20 protein-coding genes are annotated in these 18,781 nt (G+C 69.1%); 14 read left to right on the top strand and 6 right to left on the bottom strand.

Annotated elements, in window-relative coordinates; translation table 11 throughout:
- The first annotated feature begins 7 nt into the window (after positions 1-7).
- Positions 8-916: an alpha/beta hydrolase gene (locus V8246_RS12030; RefSeq protein WP_336189359.1), complete on the top strand. Its 909-nt coding sequence runs from the start codon at positions 8-10 to the stop codon at positions 914-916.
- A 165-nt stretch (positions 917-1,081) separates the two neighbouring features.
- Here V8246_RS12030 and V8246_RS12025 read toward each other — a convergent pair whose 3' ends face one another.
- The 3 genes from V8246_RS12025 to V8246_RS12015 are packed head-to-tail and all read right to left on the bottom strand — an operon-like array spanning position 1,082 to position 3,649.
- Positions 1,082-1,825, bottom strand: coding sequence for an NAD-dependent deacylase (locus V8246_RS12025; RefSeq protein WP_336189358.1), 744 nt, complete (start codon positions 1,823-1,825; stop codon positions 1,082-1,084).
- Between the two features lie 13 nt (positions 1,826-1,838).
- Positions 1,839-2,990, bottom strand: coding sequence for a cell division protein ZapE (zapE, locus tag V8246_RS12020; RefSeq protein ID WP_284448482.1), 1,152 nt, complete (start codon positions 2,988-2,990; stop codon positions 1,839-1,841).
- The gene (locus V8246_RS12015; RefSeq protein WP_271251028.1) at positions 2,990-3,649 is read right to left on the bottom strand and encodes an alpha/beta fold hydrolase; all 660 of its coding nucleotides are present in this window, start codon (positions 3,647-3,649) and stop codon (positions 2,990-2,992) included. Before V8246_RS12015 ends, zapE begins: the two co-directional genes overlap by 1 nt.
- 168 nt (positions 3,650-3,817) lie before the next feature.
- On the opposite strand from V8246_RS12015, the gene V8246_RS12010 reads away from it, so the two are divergent.
- From V8246_RS12010 to V8246_RS12000, 3 genes are all read left to right on the top strand, one after another.
- Complete coding sequence (locus tag V8246_RS12010) at positions 3,818-4,735, top strand: AEC family transporter (protein ID WP_271251027.1); 918 nt, start codon at positions 3,818-3,820, stop codon at positions 4,733-4,735.
- Between the two features lie 71 nt (positions 4,736-4,806).
- Positions 4,807-5,931 carry a hypothetical protein gene (locus tag V8246_RS12005; protein WP_336189357.1) on the top strand — a complete coding sequence of 375 codons (1,125 nt, stop codon included), beginning with the start codon at positions 4,807-4,809 and terminating at the stop codon, positions 5,929-5,931.
- A gap of 58 nt (positions 5,932-5,989) precedes the next feature.
- Positions 5,990-6,460 carry an MgtC/SapB family protein gene (locus tag V8246_RS12000; RefSeq protein WP_336189356.1) on the top strand — a complete coding sequence of 157 codons (471 nt, stop codon included), beginning with the start codon at positions 5,990-5,992 and terminating at the stop codon, positions 6,458-6,460.
- 4 nt (positions 6,461-6,464) lie between these two features.
- Here the strand turns inward: V8246_RS12000 and V8246_RS11995 are convergent, their stop codons facing one another.
- The gene (locus V8246_RS11995; RefSeq protein ID WP_336189354.1) at positions 6,465-7,916 is read right to left on the bottom strand and encodes a PLP-dependent aminotransferase family protein; all 1,452 of its coding nucleotides are present in this window, start codon (positions 7,914-7,916) and stop codon (positions 6,465-6,467) included.
- Positions 7,917-7,976: 60 nt separating this feature from the next.
- Here V8246_RS11995 and V8246_RS11990 point away from each other — a divergent pair, with 60 nt between their 5' ends.
- The 3 genes from V8246_RS11990 (at position 7,977) to V8246_RS11980 (ending at position 10,079) form a co-directional block, all read left to right on the top strand.
- Entirely contained in the window at positions 7,977-8,657 is a 681-nt protein-coding gene (locus V8246_RS11990; RefSeq protein WP_336189353.1) for a hypothetical protein, read from the top strand.
- Entirely contained in the window at positions 8,654-9,232 is a 579-nt protein-coding gene (locus tag V8246_RS11985) for an FRG domain-containing protein (protein ID WP_336189352.1), read from the top strand. The genes V8246_RS11990 and V8246_RS11985 overlap by 4 nt, the downstream gene beginning before the upstream one ends.
- A gap of 469 nt (positions 9,233-9,701) precedes the next feature.
- Positions 9,702-10,079 (top strand): hypothetical protein, encoded by a 378-nt coding sequence (locus V8246_RS11980; RefSeq protein WP_336189351.1) that lies wholly within the window; start codon positions 9,702-9,704, stop codon positions 10,077-10,079.
- Between the two features lie 42 nt (positions 10,080-10,121).
- Here the strand turns inward: V8246_RS11980 and V8246_RS11975 are convergent, their stop codons facing one another.
- A complete protein-coding gene (locus V8246_RS11975) occupies positions 10,122-11,621 on the bottom strand; it encodes an AAA family ATPase (RefSeq protein WP_336189350.1) in 1,500 nt (499 codons plus the stop codon).
- Positions 11,622-11,801: 180 nt separating this feature from the next.
- Here V8246_RS11975 and V8246_RS11970 point away from each other — a divergent pair, with 180 nt between their 5' ends.
- From V8246_RS11970 to V8246_RS11950, 5 genes are all read left to right on the top strand, one after another.
- Complete coding sequence (locus tag V8246_RS11970) at positions 11,802-12,434, top strand: ParA family protein (RefSeq protein ID WP_245090056.1); 633 nt, start codon at positions 11,802-11,804, stop codon at positions 12,432-12,434.
- Positions 12,435-12,448: 14 nt separating this feature from the next.
- Entirely contained in the window at positions 12,449-12,925 is a 477-nt protein-coding gene (locus V8246_RS11965) for a histidine phosphatase family protein (protein ID WP_162109883.1), read from the top strand.
- Positions 12,922-13,506: a YceI family protein gene (locus V8246_RS11960; RefSeq protein ID WP_336189349.1), complete on the top strand. Its 585-nt coding sequence runs from the start codon at positions 12,922-12,924 to the stop codon at positions 13,504-13,506. The genes V8246_RS11965 and V8246_RS11960 overlap by 4 nt, the downstream gene beginning before the upstream one ends.
- Positions 13,503-15,476, top strand: a complete 1,974-nt coding sequence (locus V8246_RS11955) for a phospholipase D family protein (protein WP_336189348.1) — start codon at positions 13,503-13,505, stop codon at positions 15,474-15,476. Before V8246_RS11960 ends, V8246_RS11955 begins: the two co-directional genes overlap by 4 nt.
- A gap of 98 nt (positions 15,477-15,574) precedes the next feature.
- Positions 15,575-16,006, top strand: a complete 432-nt coding sequence (locus tag V8246_RS11950) for a hotdog fold thioesterase (protein ID WP_336189347.1) — start codon at positions 15,575-15,577, stop codon at positions 16,004-16,006.
- Here V8246_RS11950 and V8246_RS11945 read toward each other — a convergent pair.
- On the bottom strand, positions 16,003-16,716 hold the full coding sequence (locus V8246_RS11945) for a hypothetical protein (RefSeq protein WP_336189346.1): 714 nt from the start codon (positions 16,714-16,716) through the stop codon (positions 16,003-16,005). The genes V8246_RS11950 and V8246_RS11945 overlap by 4 nt on opposite strands.
- 158 nt (positions 16,717-16,874) lie before the next feature.
- Between V8246_RS11945 and V8246_RS11940 the strand changes: the two genes are divergently transcribed.
- The gene (locus V8246_RS11940; protein ID WP_336189345.1) at positions 16,875-17,672 is read left to right on the top strand and encodes a lysophospholipid acyltransferase family protein; all 798 of its coding nucleotides are present in this window, start codon (positions 16,875-16,877) and stop codon (positions 17,670-17,672) included.
- 90 nt (positions 17,673-17,762) lie between these two features.
- Positions 17,763-18,752, top strand: coding sequence for an alpha/beta fold hydrolase (locus V8246_RS11935; protein WP_336189521.1), 990 nt, complete (start codon positions 17,763-17,765; stop codon positions 18,750-18,752).
- Positions 18,753-18,781: the final 29 nt, after the last annotated feature.

The raw sequence follows: 18,781 nt of genomic DNA, 5'->3' as shown, positions 1-18,781 counted from the left end.
TGATGCGATGAAGACGATGCTGTTCCGCACGGGCCTGCTGGCCTGCGTCCTGACCGCTGCGCTGCCGCTGGCCGCGCAGACCTTCCGCGAACGCCTGCAGCAGGCGCGCGACGCGTCGCGCCAGCCGGCTGCAAGCCCACCGGCGTTACCCGCCGGCGCCCGTGCGCTGCGCGATGTCGCCTACGGCGACGACCCGCGCCAGCGCTACGACGTCTACCTGCCGGCGCAGCCGCAGCGCGCGCCGGTGATCCTCTTCGTGCACGGCGGCGGCTGGGCCAACGGCAACAAGGACAATCCCGGCGTGGTCGAGAACAAGGCCGCGTACTGGCTGCCGAAAGGCTACGTGCTGGTCTCGATCAACTACCGCATGCGACCGGACACCGCGCCCATCGACCAGGCCCGCGACGTGGCGCGCGCCCTGGCCGACGTGCAGAAGCGCGCACCGTCCTGGAACGCCGATCCGGCGAACGTGATGCTGATGGGCCACTCGGCCGGCGCGCACCTCGCCGCGCTGGTGGGTGCGTCGTCCACGCTGTGGCGGGACGCGGGCGCCGCACGGCCGCGAGGCGTGGTCTCGCTGGACAGCGGCGCGCTCGACGTGCCGCAGACGATGAAGAAGCCCCCGCTGCCGCGCATCTACGATGCGGCGTTCGGCAGGAATCCCGCCGACTGGATCGCCGCTTCGCCTTACCACCAGCTCACCCGCGACGCGGTGCCGATGCTGTTCGTCTGCTCCTCGCGCCGGCAGGATGCCTGCCCACAGGGTCGCGCGATGGCGGAGAGGGCGAAGACGCTGGGGGTCGCGATGGAGGTGCTGCCGGAAGACCTCTCGCACGGCGAGGTGAATCACCTGCTGGGCGCGCCGTCGGCTTATACCGAAGCCGTGGATGCGTTCGTGCAGCGCCATGTGAACTAGCGCCTGCCACCGAGGGAGCGACGTGAGTCGCGATGAGGCTATACCGACAGCGGATCGCGACTTGCGTCGCTCCCACGACAGCGCACCTTGTTTCCCCGGATCAAGCGAGAGCAGGTTCTTCGGGCACTTTCTCCTCGCCAGCCGAGAGAAGACAAGGAGCAGTGCCTAGCGCACCAGCAACGGCAACGCCTGCGCTGCGGTCGCCCGCCAGACGTGGTCCGCCTCCGCGGACAGCGCGGTGGCCTCGGGATTGATCTCCACTACCGTGGCCCCGCTGCGGCGTGCCAATGCAGGCAATCCGGCGGCGGGATGAACGAGCCCCGACGTACCCACGACCAGCATCAGCGAACAGCGTGTCGCCGCATCAGTCGCCGTGCTCCATGCGTCGCCCGGCAGAGCTTCACCGAACCACACCACGCCCGGGCGCATGCGGTCGCCGCAGGCCGCGCAGCGCATCGGTTCGACCCGTTGCATGCCTTCCAGGTAGTCGTCGAGCGGGCCGTCATGCGCGCGCCCGCAGGCGAAGCAGCGCAACGCGAACAGGCTGCCGTGCACATGCGCATCGACGATGCTGCCGGCGCGTTCGTGCAGGTCGTCGACGTTCTGGGTGACCAATGACAGCGGCACGCGTTGCGCCAGCGCCGCCAGCGCACGATGACCGGCATTCGGCTGCGCATCGCGGACGAGTTGCATGCGCCAGCGGTACCACCCCCACACCAGCGCGGGATCCTCGCGCCACGCTTCGGCGGTCGCCAGCCGCATAGGATCGAAGCGCGACCACAGGCTGTCGTGTGTGCCGCGGAAGGTGGGGATGCCGCTCTCGGCCGACATGCCGGCGCCGGTGAGCACGCAGACACGGCCGCCGTTGTCGATCGTCCGGCGCATCGCATCGTCTATCGCAGCGGGCACCACGTCCATCCGCTCAGGCCTTGTGCGGCGTGGCCAGGTACTCGGCGCTCTGCATCTCGATCAAGCGCGAGGCGGTGCGCTCGAACGCGCCCTGCAGGCGCGTGCCGGTGTACAGCACCGTCGGCGCGTCCGCGGCGGTGCACACCAGGTTGACGTGGCGGTCGTACAGTTCGTCGATCAGGTTGACGAAGCGGCGCGCGGCGTCTTCGTTCAAGGCATCGAAGCGCGGAATGCCGCCCACCAGCACCGTGTTGAACTCGTGCGCGATCTCGATGTAGTCCGTGGTGCCGCGGGGACCCTCGCACAGCGCCGCGAAATCGAACCAGGCGATGCTCTTGCCACGGCCGCGTACCGGGATCTTGCGGCTGTCGATCTCGATGTTGCCGCCGTGCGCGGCTTCGCCACCGCTGAGTTCGCGCCAGCGCATCGCCAGCCAGTCGTCGGCCGCGCCGTCCAGCGGCGTCCGGTACACCGGCGAGCGGGTCAGCGCGCGCAGGCGGTAGTCTTCCTGCCCGTCCGAGCGCAGCACCACGCAGTACGTCTGCAGCAGGTCGATCGCTGGCAGGAAGCCCGCGCGCTGCAGGCCGTCCTTGTACAGGTTCTGCGGCGCGGTATTGGAGGTCGTCACCAGGGTGATGCCTTCGGCGAACATGCGCTCCAGCAGGCGCGCCAGCAGCATCGCATCGCCGATGTCGGTGACGAAGAACTCGTCCAGCACCAGCACGCGCAGCTTGCCGCGGACTTCACGCACGATCTTCGCCAGCGGATCGCTCTCGCCGGCGTGCAGGCGCAGGCGCTCGTGCACGCCGCGCATGAAGCGGTGGAAGTGGGTGCGGTACTTGCCGCCGCCTTCGCCATGCGCCTTGTTCTGCGAAACCGAGTACGTCGGCAACGGCAGGGTGTCGTAGAACAGGTCCACCAGGAAGGTCTTGCCGCGCCCGACTTCGCCCCAGTAGTACAGGCCCTTGACGGTTTCCGGTGGCTTGCCGAACAGCCTGCCGAACAGGCCGGGCGACGGCGGCTCCGCCAGCAAGGCCGCATGGATGCGGTCGAGTTCGGCCAGCGCGGGATGTTGCGCCGGATCGTTCTGCCATTGGCCTTCCGAGGCGCCGCGTGCGTAGACCTGCGACGGCGTCGGGGCCGTCTCCCGAGCGTCGTCCGTCATCACGCCGGTACGTAGGCTTTCATCGCATGCTTGATGGCGCCGCGCAGGTCCATCAGCTTGCGGTGGAAGAAATGGCTGGTCTCGGGCATGCGGATCAGTTCGGGCGGCTGTTTCAGCGTGTCGATCCAGTCGTACACGGCCTGCGGCTCGACGATCTCGTCTTCCTCGCCCTGGATCACCAGCCACGGACACGTGGGGGGCGTGATCGAAGCGAAATCCCACCGGCCTGCCGGCGGCGCGATCGACACCAGTGCATCCGGCTGCAGGCTGTCGCTGGCGCGCAGCGATACGTAGGCGCCGAAGCTGAAGCCCGCCAGCCACAGCTGGGTGCCGGGACGCTGGGCACGCACCCAGGCCACGACCGCGCGCAGGTCGTCCACTTCGCCGTCGCCATGGTCGAACAGGCCGGCCGAAGCGCCCGTGCCGCGGAAGTTGAAGCGCACCGTCACCGCACCGAGTTCGCGCAGGCTGCGCGCGGCCATCACCACCACCTTGTTGTGCATGGTGCCGCCTTCCGTGGGCAGGGGATGGCAGATCACCGCGGTGACCGGCTTTACCGGCTCGCCGTCTTCCGGCCAGTCGACATGGGCTTCCAGCGGCCCTTCGGGACCCTCCAGGGTGATCGGGCCGGACGCGGTGGGAAAGGCGGGAGTCGTCATGCCGCCCATGATAAGCCCTGCGCCGACCTGGCCCCGTCGTTGCGGCGTGACCCGCCATCGACCGTTGGGAGCCGTCTGAAGACGGGACTCCGCATACGACGATGGTCCGGCGGCGCGGCGTACCCCTGTGTGCGATCCTGCGCAGCCCCACGCCGCTCCCGCCGCACCATGGCATTCGATGCCTTCGCCCTGATCCTGACCATGCTGGCCCTGGGCATGGTGTTCGCGCGCCTGCGGGTGTTTCCCGACAACGCGGCGGACGTGCTGAACCGCGTGGTGCTGTATGTCTGCCTGCCTGCCGCGGTGCTGACCTACGTCCCACGCCTGCACGTGGACGCGTCGCTGCTGGGCGTGGTCGTCACGCCCTGGGTGCTGACGGCCGCGACCATCGCCCTGGTCGCCCTGGCCACGCGCCTGTTCGGCTTCCGTCGCGACGAGCATGCGGTACTGCTGCTGTGCGTGGCCCTGTGCAACAGCAGCTTCATCGGGTACCCGATGGTGCGCGCGCTGCTGGGCGAACACGCGCTGCCGTACGCGGTGGTGTACGACCAGTTCGGCACCTTCGTCCTCCTGTCCACGTTCGGCCTGTACGTGCTGGCGCGCTATGGCGGCGATGCGCCCCCCACCGCACGCGAGATCGGCCTGCGCATCCTGAAGTTCCCGCCGGTGTGGGCCCTGCTGGTCGGACTGACGCTGATGCCGGAGCAGCCCCCGGCCTGGATCGGCGGGGCCCTGCAGAAGCTGGCCGATGCATTGCTGCCGCTGGTGATGCTGGCGGTGGGCCTGACCATCCAGCTGAAACTGCCGCGCGACGAGGTGAAGCCGCTGGCGGTCGGCCTGCTGCTGCGCCTGCTGGTGATGCCGGCGCTGGCGTTGCCGCTGTCGCTGGCGTTCGGCATGTCCGGCGAGATGCTGCAGGCCAATGTGCTGGAGTCGGCCATGCCGACCATGATCACGGCCGCCGCGCTGGCCATCTCGCACCAGCTCGCCCCGCGCCTGGCCGCTGCGCTGGTCGGCTACGGCATCCTGCTGTCGCTGGCGACGCTGCCGATGTGGGCGTGGGTGGTGGGGCGCCTGGCCGCATAGGCGGGCGCTGGCGCGCGGTGCGCTGGTCGTGCGAACGTGGTCGCAGTTCCCGACAGGAGTGGGCAATGCGCATGACAATGCAGGCGGGCATGTGGCTGATGTTGATGGCGTCGATGCTGGCTCCATCGCTCTCTCTGGCGCAGGACGGTCCGCCCCCGGAGGTGCCGGGCCGGGTCGAATCCGATCCGCAGCTGGCCGCTGCCAGCCGGGCCTGGCACGACGCATGGCGCGCCAACGTCGAAGCGCATCTGCGTACCGTCGCCGCGCGTGGCACGCCGCGTGACCTGCTGGTGGCCGGCTGGCTGTGGCCGCGGAGTGACGATGACGCGGACACCCAGGCGCGCGCATGGCTCCAGGCCGCCCACGCCGCATCCAGGGGCGACGATCCGCTGGTGGACTGGGCACTGCTGGACGCCTGCGCGACGAACGACGCCCGCTGCGACCGCAGCCTGCTGCTGCAACGCCTGATGGCCGCCGATCCGGGCAATGCCGAACTCCTGCTCGCGACCTATGCCGATGCCGTCCAACGCAGGGACATGGCTGCCGCCGAGCGGTACTGGCAGGCGGCCGCCGACGCGACCCACTACCGCGCGCACTTCAGCGACGTCGGCCTGCTGATGGCCACGACGCTGCGACAGGTGCCGGCACCGCCGCTGGATCCCGCGCTGGCAGCCGCCATCGGCGAGGATCTCGGGATCGGCCGGGCTGCCACGCCGCAGGACATGGCGGATGTAGCGGTCATGGCCATCACTGCGGCCATCGCGATCCCGACCCTGCAGCCGATCATGCAACGCTGCCGGGTCCAGGTCGGTGCGCTGCCCGCCGACGCACGCACCGCCTGCAAGCGGATCTACACGCTGCTGGCCGCCGACGACTCGATCATGATCGGGCCGGCCATCGCGCTGCCACAGCTGGTGCAGTGGGCCGACGGTGATGTGGAGCGCGAGGCGGCGCGCGAGCGCCTGCGCCAGTTCGCGTGGGTGTACGAAAACGTCATGCGGCTGTACCAGCGACCTGCGGCCGCGCGACATCTGCCGGCCGACTACGTCGATGTCTTCCTGCGCGACGGCGAACTCGCCGCCATGCGTCATCAACTGCAGGCCAACGGCATTGCGGGCGAGCCGCCCGCCGGTTGGTTGCCCGACAGCCCGGAACATCGTGCCCTGTTGACCGGCGAATCGCCCACCGCACCCTGAGCTGCCTTCGCATCGCGTTGACCGCGCCGGTGGAAGCATCGGCGCAGGAGGTCATGCCATGTTCGACGGATGGGAAGCACAGGCGCCGGTGGTCGGGCGCATCGCGTTCGCGATGCTGCTGGGCGGCGCCATCGGGCTGGAGCGCGAGATGAAGGACCGCCCCGCCGGCTTCCGCACGCACATGCTGGTGGCCGGCGCGGCGGCCATGCTCACCGGCATGGGCGACATGATGCTGGCGCTGGCGCAGCACGGGGGCGACGAGCGCGTGCGGATCGATCCGTTCAGGCTGGTCGAAGCGGTGATCGCCGGCGTCGCCTTCATCGGCGCCGGCACGATGATCGCCCACCGCGGCCGCGTGGTCGCCGGCATCACCACGGCGGCGTCGCTGCTGATGGTGGCGGTGATCGGCGTGGCCGTCGGCTTCGGCCATGGCTGGTTGGCGTTGCTGGCAACGCTGCTGACGTTCGCCGTGCTGTCGGTGCTGGCATGGCTGGAGCGGCGTGTCGCCAAGCGCACCGACGACGGCTAGCGCCTCACGCGATCAGGCGTCGTGCCGCGTCGCGCTGATGTCGTGCATCGCGCGGATGCGCCTTCCAGGTTTCAGCCATTACCCGCACCGCCTGCACCAGCATGGCTTCGGGCTTGGCATAGGGAATGCGCAGCCACTGGTCGTTGCCGCCTTCCACACTGAAGACCGGGCCCGGCGCGAGATACACACCCTTGCGTTCCACGTCCGCCGCCAGTGCGGTGGCGCTGCCGTGAGGCATCCGTACCCACAGCGACAGGCCGCCTTCGGGCAGGCGGAAGCGCCAGTCGGGCAAGTGCTCGCGCAGGGCCTGCGCCAGGGTGTCGCGTCGTTCCCGCATCTGGGCGCGTCGCGCGGCGAGGGCGCCGTGGGCGTCCAGCATCTCCGCCACCACCAACTGGTCGAACAGCGAACTGCCCAGGTCCATCTGCACGCGCGTGGCGATAAGGCGTTCGATATGCTCGCGCGGCGCACGGATCCAGCCCACGCGCAGGCCGCCCCAGCAGCGTTTGGACGCACTGCCGATGGTGAACGCATCGGCTGCGAATGCGGCGAACGGTGCCGGCATCGGCGTGTCGGACAGTCGGGTCGACTGCAGCGTTTCGTCGACGAGGGCGATCGTGCGCGTGGCGCGCAGCGCAGCGGCATAGTGCGCGCGTTGCGTTTCACCCATCAGGAAGCCGGTGGGGTTCTGGAAATCCGGAATGAGGTACGCCAGCCGCGGCGAGGTCTGCCGCAATGTCGCCTCGATGGCGGCAAGGTCCCAGCCGTCCTCGCCCAGCGGGTCGCCCATCGGCGCGCTGACCAGGCGCGCGCCGCCGAGGCGCAGCGCCTCGATCGCATTCGAATACACCGGCGACTCGATCATGAGGCGGTCGCCCGGGCGGGTCAGCGCGCGGGCGATGATCGCGATGGCCGACAGCGCGCCCGAGGTGATCACGATCTGCTCGGGCGTGGTGGGCAGGCCGCGTTGCGCGTACATCGCCGCGACGCGGGCGCGCAGTGCGGGCAGACCGGAAGGCAGATAGCCGTCGCTGGCCAGGTAGGCGGGCAATGCCTCCAGCGCGCGCGCATACGCGGCGGCGACGCCGGGCGTGGCCGCGCCGGCCGCGCAGTTGAGGTCGATGGCGATGCCCGATGAAGGTGCCGTGCCGACGGCGTGCAGTGCGTGGTCATGCGCGCGGCGGCGATCGAGCGGCACCGTGGCGAACGTGCCCGCGCCCTGCCGGGCGGTGGCGAAGCCGGCGGCCACCAGGTCCGCATAGGCACGGGTGACGGTGTTCCTCGACACGCCGAGCGCTTCACTGACGGCACGTTCGCTGGGCAGGCGGGTGTCCAGCGGGATGCGGCCGTCGCCGATCAGCTCCTGCAGCGCCTGGCGCAGCCCGCGGTAGGCGGGCGACCGGGGGAAGTCGCCGACCAGCATGGCGAGGCGATCAGGGGCCAATACGCGGTTCATGAGACCACTATCGCACGATTGGCTCTATCGAAAAGAGCCAATTGAAGGGAAGGTGGCCCCATGAAATCTGCCTCTCCCATTGGCCTGGCCAACCTCGGCCCCCTCGCCCAGCTCAAGGCCGGGCGCCTGCCCGAACGTGTGCTGCGCCTGCTCGTCGGCCTGTGGCTGTACGGCCTGGCCATCGCCCTGATGATCGAAGGCGCCGTGGGCGCCTCGCCCTGGGACGTATTCCACCTGGGCGTGTCGCGCCATCTGCCGCTGTCGTTCGGCACGGTGATGATCCTTGCGGCGGTGGCCGTGCTGCTCGCCTGGATCCCGCTGCGGCAGATGCCCGGCCTGGGCACGCTGGCCAACACGCTGCTGCTGGGGCCGTTCGCCGACCTCAACCTTGCCTGGCTGGCGACGCCCGAGGGCTTGCCGCTGCGTTGCGCCTACCTGCTGGCCGGCGTGGTGCTGTGCGCCGTCGCCACCGCGCTGTACATCGGCGCGCAGCTGGGGCCGGGTCCGCGCGATGGCCTGATGACAGGACTGGCGCGCCGCACCGGCTGGTCGATCCGCCGCATCCGCACGCTGATCGAAGTCACCGTGCTGGCCATCGGCGTGCTGCTCGGCGGCGTCGCGGGTGTGGGCACGCTGGTGTTCGCTTTCGGCGTGGGGCCGCTGACGCAGTTCTTCCTGCGCCATCTGGTGGTGCGCCTCGACGCGCCCGTCGCCGTTGCGGTCGAAGGAGAAACACGATGACGCCCGCGGTCCTGCGCTACAGCGCTTTTACCACCGACCCGAGCGGCGGCAATCCCGCCGGCGTGGTGCTGGATGCGCGCGGCCTGTCCGACGCCGCCATGCAGCGCATCGCTGGCCTAGCAACTCCCTTGCTGGACTGGACAGAATCGCCATTTGCTGCACTGTACTTCGCCTTTGATAAAGAGCAGGCTCCGGCCACTGATAGGCGCGCAATCTGGGCCTTAGGTGGTGTATCTCTTAAGAACAAAGAGATCACCTCCTCCCACAAGGGGCCAGATTCACCGCCTATCTTGGAGTTAATTAGGCCACTGCAGGACGAGAACTCACGTCTCGTCAGTCAGTCTGGCTTGTTCACCAAGACTCCGTACGGGCACACGGTTGAGAGTTGGGTGAAGGAATACTTCAAGGATGATGGAAAGTATATGACTTTGATCAAGATCATCATTCCAAACCGGGATCGCCCCGACTGCTTGAAGATGCTCAACAAAATGAACATCAACCACGCCAGTCTGTTCCCAGATCTTTACGGAGCTGGGGCACACTGCAACAAGCGATTACAGATTGATGGCTATTGATCTAGCAGATCATTCAGCCGAGCCCGCCTCGCGGGTCGGGTTGATTGAAGCGTTAGCGCTCTATAGGGGTGTCGCATAGCGAGTAGGATGGGTTGAGCCGAAGGCGATACCCATCACCCGCTCCATTCGCAGGAAGGCATACTGGAGCGGCCGCACGCTCGATAGCTCGTTCGCGCTGGGCTTTCCAGATTGAACGTGATGGGTATCGCCTTCGGCTCAACCCATCCTACTTACTAGCGACGATCCCGGTCTCGCTCATCCATGCCGTCGGCAGCCGGATCGGCTGAAGCTACCCCGGCCTCAATCGACTGGCACGATGCGCGGAACGGAGGGATTGCAAACGGAGGCTCGAGATTCCTTCGCCAGGTTGCAGCTGCACCTGGAGCGGTCCACAATCGAAAGCGCTGTCGTGGATAGCCGCGGCAGCTGCGAGATTTCTGATGCCGGCCCATGCGAAAAGGAGATTTTCATGAGAACGCATTTGATGTGTTTCCCTCTGGTATTGCTTGCTGGCTGCGCGACAACCGGTGCATGGCTAGTTTCGGCCGATCGAAGCTCCGTCGATCGCACCGTGAAGATTGCTCAGGAGACAGAAGAGCTGGAGAGCTTCCCGGTTGATGCACGCATGGCGGATCGTCTGGCGATGCGGCAATGCAAGTGGGCCGGCTACAGCGGCGTTGCGGAGACCTCCGGTACGCGGCATTGCATCACGGGTGGAAGCAACGGTTCGTGCGAACGCTGGCAGGTGGAGCGCGAGTATCGGTGCACGGGCGAAACGAAGGCATCCAGCGCGCACACGCTGGCATCGACCCTGCGCATGGATCCGTACGCGGCGCCGCAGCGTTGAGCGCATCGATCGCGCGGCGAAGGCGGGTGGCGTAGGTTTCGTTCAGTCCGCAGGAACAGTCCGCTCCCGCGCCCAATCCCGTAGCGCCTGCACTTGTTCGCCCATCAATACCGACAGCGGGCGGGTGCTGCGGATCTCGTGCATCACCAGCTCGGTGTCCAGCGGCTTCTGTTCCGCGTGAGCGGCGTACAGCGCCGAGACGATGGCCTGTTCCAGTTCCGCGCCGGAGAAACCGTTCGCCGCCGCCGCGAGTGCGGGCAGGTTGAAGCCTTCAGGATCCAGCTGCCGGCGTGCCAGGTGCACGCGCAGCACCTCCACCCGCGCTTCGGGCGAAGGCAGGTCGACGAAGAAGATCTCGTCGAAACGGCCCTTGCGCAGCAGCTCCGGCGGCAGATCCTGCACCTGGTTGGCGGTGGCGACCAGGAAGACCTGTCCGCTGCCCGCACCGGCCTTGCGCTCGGCCATCCATGTCAGCAGGTAGCCGAGTACGCGGCGCGACACCCCGCCATCCTCGTCGCCGCCGCTGGCCAGACCCTTCTCGATCTCGTCGATCCACAGCACGCACGGCGCCAGCTGCTCGGCCGAGGCGAGCGCCGCGCGCAGGTTCTTCTCGGTCTCGCCGTGGTACTTGTCGTACAGCGTGCCGAAATCCAGCCGCAGCAGCGGCACGCCGAAGCCGGCGGCCGTGGCCTTGGCCAGCATCGACTTGCCGCAGCCTTGCACGCCCAGCAGCAGCACGCCCTTGGGCAGGTCCAGCCCCGGCGGCGGGTTGCCAGACACGAACACCGCACGCCGCTGTTCGATCCAGCGCTTCAGCCGCGACGCACCGGCCACGTCGGCGAACTTCGCGGTGTCGTATTCATAGTGCAGATGCCCGCTGCGGTTGAGCAGCTCGAACTTCAGTTTGTTCAGCGCGGGCAGGTCGCTGGCGGTCAGGGCGCCGTCGGCGAAGATCAGCTGCCGCGCGATGCGGCGTGCGTCGACCAGGCTCAGGCCCTGCAGGTTGCGCACGATCTGCTTCACCGCCTCGCCATCGGCCTCGACGCGCCGGCCGCCGTGCTCGCGGGCATAGTGCTCGGCTTCCTCGCGGACCATCTTCAGCAGGGCGTTACCGTCGGGCAGGCGCGGGCTGAAACGCACGGCCAGCGCGTCCAGTTCGGCCGGCAGTTCGATCGTCGCGCCCACCAGCACCACCACGTGCGGCAGGCTGTGCCGGCGCTGCAGGATGTCGCGCAGCTGGCGCTGGCTGCTGGCGTAGCCCAGGTAGGGGTGGAAATCCAGCAGCAGGTAGATGCCGCGCTGCTCGGCCTGCTTGATGGCCTGCAGGGCGGCGCTGGCGTCGGGCGGGCCGATGGCGTCGTCCTCGCGGTCCATGTCCAGCCGGCGCAGGCCCTCGGTGATGCTCCAGCGGAACAACGCCCGCCACACCTGGCCCAGGGCCTGCCGGAACAGGTCGATCACGCGCGCTTCGTCCTGGGTTTCGATGACGATCAGCGGGGTGTTGGCGCGGATCAGCGCGGTGAGGTCCTGCAGCTCGTTCATGGGGCGTCCGGTCCGTGGGGACGGAACGATAACAGCAAGCAGTGAGTGGGGAGGAGTGAAGAGTGAGGGGAAGCCGGGTCTTGCCTTCGCTCACTCCTCACTCCTCTCCCCTCACTCCTGTCTTTCTGCTTCACCTCCCCCGGTGTACCCTGCGGGCTCCCCGGGCAACGAGGTGCGCGCATGAAGACGATTCTGGTCGCCAGCTCCAAGGGCGGCGCGGGAAAGACCACCCTGGCGACCAACCTGGCCGCGTATTTCGCACTCGATGGCAAGCGCACGGTGCTGGTGGACGCCGATCCGCAGCATTCGTCTACCCGCTGGGCCGAGCGCCGGGCGGAACTGGAGTCGGCCGTACTGCCGATCGACGCCAGCGGCCGGCGCGCCTGGCGCGCGTGGCTGCCGGAAGACGCCGAGCGGGTGGTGGTGGATGCCGCGGCCGGCGCCATGGCCGACGACCTGGGCAGTTTCCTGGAGCATGCCGACGCCGTGGTGGTGCCGGTGCTGCCGTCCGCCCTGGACATCGAGGCTACGGTCGGCTTCCTGAACACCCTGGCCAAGGTACCGCGCGTGCACAAGCGCAAGCTGCCCGTGGGCCTGGTGGTCAACCGCAGCAAGCCCTGGACCAATGCGTCGCAGCAGGCGGTGGAGATGCTCAAGACCTGGCCTTACCCGGTCATCACCCAGCTGCGCGATACCCAGGCCTACGTGGTGATGGCGGGCCTGGGCCGCAGCCTGTTCGACTACCGTTCGGCGCAGGTGCGCGAGCATCAGGCCGACTGGGAACCGTTGTTGAAGTGGATCAAGAAAGCCTAAGGAGCAAGCGTCCCATGCGTGAACTGATCCTGCTGCGCCATGCCCATGCCGAACCGGCCACCACCGGGCAGTCCGACCTGGACCGTCCCCTCTCGCCGCAGGGCCTGGCCGAGGCCGAGGCGGTCGCGCGCTGGCTGAAGGAGCAGGGTCTGGTGCCGGACCGCGTGCTGTGTTCGCCGGCCCGGCGCACCCGCGAGACGCTGGAAGCGGTGATGGACGCGATCGGCTACGTGGAGCAGCGCCTGGAAGAGCGCATCTACGAAGCCACGCCCGGCACGCTGGCCGACCTGGCCGACCAGCACCGCGAGGCCGAGCGCCTGCTGCTGGTGGGACACAACCCGGGGCTGGAGCAGCTGGCCGCGCTGATGTACTCCGGCGTGACCAGCGAGTACCGAGGCATGCCGCCGGCCGGTGTGGTGGTGCTGACGCTGCCGGCCGATGCCTCCTTCGAACCCGGCGTGGCGCAGCTCTCCGCCTTCTGGTGGCCATGACGCAGGCGACGGCCGCCGGCCTGCGCCTGGCCGCGCTGGCGGTGGGCGTGCTGTTGGCCGTACCCGTGCTGGCGCAGGGGCGCAACGACTTCGACCCGGACAACACGCGGTTGGGATTCGAGCTGCGCACGCGCTGGGGCCAGGTGCTGGATGGCGTGTTCCGCCGCTACGAAGGCTCGGTGGAGCACCTGCCGGACGGGCGCCAGCAGGTGCGCCTGCGCATGTACACCCGCGATGTCGAGATCGTCGGCCACCCCCGTTACAGCGACTGGGCGCGCAGCGAGCAGTTCTTCGATGCCGACCGCTATCCGGTGGTCACGTTCACGTCCAGGCCCTACGATCCGCTGCTGCTGTACGACGGCGGCAAGCTGGAGGGGGAATTGAGCATCAAGGGCATCAGCCGCCCGCGCAGTCTGGAGGTGGCGCCGGCGACCTGTCCGCGCCCGGCGGTCGGGTGCGACGTGGTGGCCACCGGCGCGGTGCGCCGCAGCGACTACGACATGGACGACTGGATGCTGGCCGTCAGCGACCGCGTGGTGTTCGTGCTGCGCGCGCGCATCAGGAGCGCCAGGACGCCGTGAACCGCCGCAGTACCGCCGTGATCGCCGCGCGCTGCGCGGTCCTGTGGCTGGCGTTGCTGTGCAGCGCCTGCGCCAGCCTGTCCGATCGCCAGCGCGATCGTGCCGCCGGCATCGCCGCTGGCGCCCGCTCGACGGTGATCGAGTGCGAACAGGCCGATGCCTGCGCGCTGTCGTCGCCGCTCTACGATCTGGCCGGACAGGCGCGCGCGGCGTCCACGCCGGAGGCGCCGCGCCACTACGCGGTGATCCTGGACCAGGGCTCGGACGCGCTGCTGGCACGGTTGAACCTGATCCGCAGCGCCCGCGAACGCATCGACCTGCAGACCTACATCTTCGACAAGGACGACAGCGCGCGGCTGGTGCTGGATGAGTTGCTGGCGGCGGCGCGACGCGGGGTGAAGGTGCGGGTGCTGATCGACCAGCTGTCGGCGATCGCCGACCTGCAGATCCTGGCCGCGCTGTCCGGCGCGCACCAGAATTTCTCCCTGCGCATCTACAACCCCAGCTTCGGCAAGGCCAAGCTGAACTACCTGGACTACGCCGGCAGCGTGCTGTGCTGTTTCCGCCGCTTCAACCAGCGCATGCACACCAAGCTGCTGCTGGTGGACGACCGCATCGGCATCAGCGGCGGGCGCAATTACCAGGACGACTACTTCGACTGGGACGCCGAATACAACTTCCGCGACCGCGACGTGCTGGTCGCCGGCCCGGAGGCCGCGGCGATGGCGGCCAACTTCCAGGCGTTCTGGGAGGCACGGCGCAGCGTGCCCGCCGAGCGCCTGAACGATGTCGGCCGCACCCTGCTGCGCGAGGGCGTGCCGGCGATGCCGGTGCCGCGCTACCTGCGTCCGGAGCGCGTGCTGGCGGCGCAGGCCGACGCCGGCGATCCGGACCTGGTGCGGGCGCGCTTCGTCGAACCCGCCTTCGCGGTGGGTGCGGTGCGCTACATCGCCGACCTGCCGCAGAAGCACCGCCGCGAACGCCGCGACGACGATGCGCCGGCCGCCCCCGAGCTGGAAGCGTTGATCCGCGGCGCGCAGGAGGAAGTGCTGCTGCAGACGCCGTACCTGGTCATGTCCAAGCAGGCGCAGGCGATGTTCCGCGACATGCGCAAGCGCCAGCCGCCGCCGCAGGTGGTGGTGTCCACCAACAGCCTGGCGGCGACCGACAACCCGGTCGTCTATTCGATGTCCTTCAAGTACAAGCGCCGCTACCTGCGCGAGTTCGGCTTCCGCATCCACGAGTACAAACCGTTCCCGGAGGACGCGCCGGTGGACTACGCCGCGCTGATGCCCGAAGGGCCGCCCGTGGCGCCGTCGGACGAGGGAGGTCCGGCGTCCGGCAGCGGCAGCGGACGCATCCGTGGACCTTCGGGCTCGATCGGGCCCTCGGCCGGGTCCCAGGGCGAGACCACGCGCCGCCTGCAGCGTACCGAGTCGCGGCCCTCGTTCCTCAGCAGCGGTGCCGCGTCCGAGCCGCTGCCGCTCAAGCGCGCCGGCGTGCGCATGGGCCTGCACGCCAAGTCGATGGTGATCGACGGCGAAACGGCGGTGATCGGCACGCACAACTTCGACCCGCGCTCGGAGAACTACAACACCGAGGCGGCGGTCGTGATCGACGACCCGGCCTTCGCGCAGGCGCTGGCCGACAGCATCCGCCGCGACATGTCGCCGGAAAACGCGTGGGTGATCGCCCCGCGGGCCAAGCCACCGGTGTTTTCCGGGCTGGACTACAGCCTGGGCAAGGTGTCCGAGGCGTTGCCCATCTTCGATATCTGGCCCTGGCGCTACGCCACCAGTTATGAGTTCCGGCCGGGCCCGGACTGCCCGCTGCCGGTGGCCCCGAAGGATCCCGCATTCCATCGGTGCTACGTGGCGGTCGGCGATTTCCCCGAGGTCAACGTCGGGCCGAAATGGCTTTACACGCGGGTGCTGACCGCGTTCGGTGCGGGCCTGGTGCCGATCCTGTAATGCAGGAGTGAGTGGAGAGGAGTGAGGAGTGAGTAAAACTCGCGCTCCTGCCCCGCTCACTCCTCACTCCTCTCCACTCACTCCTCCCGAGAATCGCCATGGCTTTCCGCGCTCCTGTCGATCTCGCTGCCGTCAACGCCCACGCCGCCGACACCCTGGTGTCGAACCTCGGCATCGTCATTACCGAAGCCGGCGACGACTGGCTGCGCGGCACCATGCCGGTGGATGCGCGCACGCGGCAGCCGTACGGCATCCTGCATGGCGGCGCCTCGGTGGCGCTGGCCGAGACGCTGGGCAGCGTGGCCGGCAACCTGTGCGTGGACACGACCAAGGAGATGGTGGTGGGCCTGGAGATCAACGCCAACCATGTACGTGCGATGCGGGGCGGCACGGTCACCGGCACGGCGCGCGCGCTGCATGTGGGCCGCAGCACGCAGCTGTGGGAGATCCGCATCGAGAACGACGACGGCAAGCTGGTCTGTGTGTCGCGCCTGACCCTGGCGGTGGTACCGGTGTCGCGCCCGGGCTAATCGTCGCCGAAGGCCGGGTCGAACATGAGCAGCGCGGTGGCCAGGGCGGCCAGCGGCACGCGTTGCGCGGGCGACAGGCCGCTGTCCAGGGACACGGCGCCCGCGTTGAGACGGTCCACGACCATCACCGTCCGGCCGTCCTCCCGCACCTGGTAGCCGGCCGGCGTGCCACTGGGCAATGGCGTGCCCTCCAGCCCATGCAGGCTGGCGACCCGGTATGCCCCGTCCGGGCCCGACGCGGTGCCCTCCAGGCGTTCGCCCCGGCGGAACAGCTCCAGGACATGACGCTCCTCGCCGTCGCTGCGGAACGCGCAGACCAGCACGGGGCGGGTGCGCAGCATGTCCAGGTCCACGCTGAGCGTAGAGTCTGCATCGCCGTGCACCAGCGCGCGGGCGCGCGCGCGACACTGCACCTGCACGGGGGCCTGGCCGATGGCGATCTGGGTGAAGGCCCAGCCGGTGTCCAGGCCCCGCAGTGCGGGGCGCCCCAGCGGAATCTCCCAGCCGAAGCGATCGCCTTCGCGCAGTTCCAGGGCACTGTAGGGGCCTATCCGCACGGGCTCACCGTGTCGGCGCGGCGAGTGGCCGCTCACGTTCAGGGTGTCCACGGCCTCGGGCATGCCGTCGGGCATGCGCAGGCGTGCCTCACGCGCCTGGCCGGTCATCGCGGCCAGCATCACGGGAAGGACCAGCAGGACGGCACGGTGCATGGAAAGGCTCCGGAGAGGGGGAGGGTGAGATTCAACCCATGCTACGTCGCGGACCCGTCCCGGAGGTCACGCCGGTCGCAGGCCCGTTCACGCGGCGGCAGGTCGCCGGCATGCGCGTACCGATTCCGATCGACGGATGCATCCGGTATGGTGACGGGATGACGTCCTCCCCTGTTCATACTGCCCACGGAAATGGTGTGGCGCGGTCGATCCGCTATGCGTACCGCCTGCCGCTGCTGCTGGTCCACCTGTTGGTCTTCCTGCCGGTCACGCTGTTGTGCCTGTCGCCATTGCTGGTGTGGATCCGCGTGGGCGACGAGAGCGCTGGCGATGTGGCCGTGCGCTGGTGGTCGGCTGGCCTGATGCGCATCTTCGGCTTCCGGCTGCGGCGCGTCGGCAAGCCGTTGCCCGGCCCCACGCTGTTCGTGGCCAACCACGTCAGCTGGATCGACATCGAGGCGCTGCACAGCCAGCGCATGATGGGCTTCGTCGCCAAGCACGAGATCCGCGGCTGGCCGGTGGTCGGCTGGCTGGCGGCGCAGGGCCAGACCATCTTCCACCAGCGCGGCAGCCAGGAATCGCTGGGCGGCGTGCTGCAGGCGATGATGCAGCGCTTGCGCGAGGGACGCTCGGTGGGCGTGTTTCCCGAGGGACGTACCCGGGACGGGCACGCGGTCGGGCCCTTCCATGCGCGCATTTTCCTGGCCGCCGTCGAAGCGGGCGTGCCGGTGCAGCCGGTGGCCCTGCGCTACGGTGCGCGCGGCAGCGCACAGCCGGTGGTGGCGTTCGGGCCGAAGGAGAGCTTCTTCGCCAACTTCGTGCGTCTTCTGGGCGAACCCGCGCGCACGGCCGACATCTGCTTCCTGGAGCCCATCCAGGTGAGCGACGTGGAAGGCCGCCGCCGCATCGCCGACCTGTCGCGCGAGCGCATCGTGCAGGCGATGGCGCAGGCCTGACGCACGCCGTGATGGCATGGTGACGGATTCGAGGGAATACTCGACCCACCGGTGCCACCCTCGCCCTGACGCTGCCGCGACGACCCCATGATCACTGCCGCCGACTACCGACCGCCGCGCTGGCTGCGCAATCCGCACCTGCAGTCGGTGCTGGGTTCCAGCGCACTGCGCCGCCGTCGCGGCCTGCGCGCGCTGCTGGGCAGCGGTGCGGTGACGGCGGAGCATATCGTCGATGGCGGCGACGGCGTACGCCTGCAGGGTTTCCTCAGCCGCATGCCGGACCGCGCGCCGCGCGGGCTGGTGCTGCTGCTGCACGGATGGGAGGGCAGCGCAGATTCCAGCTACATGCGCCTGACGGCCGCGCAGCTGCTGCGGCGGGGATTCGATGTGTTCCGGCTGAACTTCCGCGACCACGGCGACACCCATCATCTGAACGAAGACCTGTTCCACTCCAACCGGCTCGACGAAGTCGTGCATGCGGCGCTGGACGTATCGCGGCGCTTCGCCGGCGAGCTGCCTATGCGGGTGGCCGGCTATTCGCTGGGCGGCAACTTCGCGCTGCGGCTTGCGCTGCGCGCGCCGGACTCCGGGCTGGCGCTGGCGCAGGTGGCCGCGGTGTGTCCCTTGCTGGATCCGGCCACGACGATGGACCGCATCGAAAGCGGCCTGCCGCTGTACGACTGGTACTTCGCCCGCAAATGGCGCCGCTCGCTGCAACGCAAGCGCAGCCTGTTCCCGCAGCGCCACGATTTCGACGACTCCGTGCTGGCGCTGGACATCCGCGCGCTGACCGACTGGCTGGTGCGGCGCCATACCGCCTTCGGTACGCTGGAGGCCTACTTCGACGGCTATGCCATCGCCGGCGACCGCCTGGCGGAGCTGAGGGTCCCTGCGCACATCCTGATGGCCGAAGACGACCCGGTCATCCCCTTCGACACGTTCCGCGACTGGGCGTTGCCGGCGCATGCCACGCTGGAAATCGCCCCGTGGGGCGGGCACTGCGGGTTCATCGAGAACGCGGCCTGCGATGGTTACGCCGAACGCTGGGTGGCGGAGCGGCTGTCCGCCGGCGGCGCCTGAGGCCGGGGCGGCCGTTACAATCGGGGTTT

The organism is Pseudoxanthomonas sp. F11 (assembly GCF_037046485.1).
Taxonomy (GTDB): Bacteria; Pseudomonadota; Gammaproteobacteria; order Xanthomonadales; family Xanthomonadaceae; genus Pseudoxanthomonas_A.
This window is presented reverse-complemented; position numbering and strand designations above follow the sequence as displayed.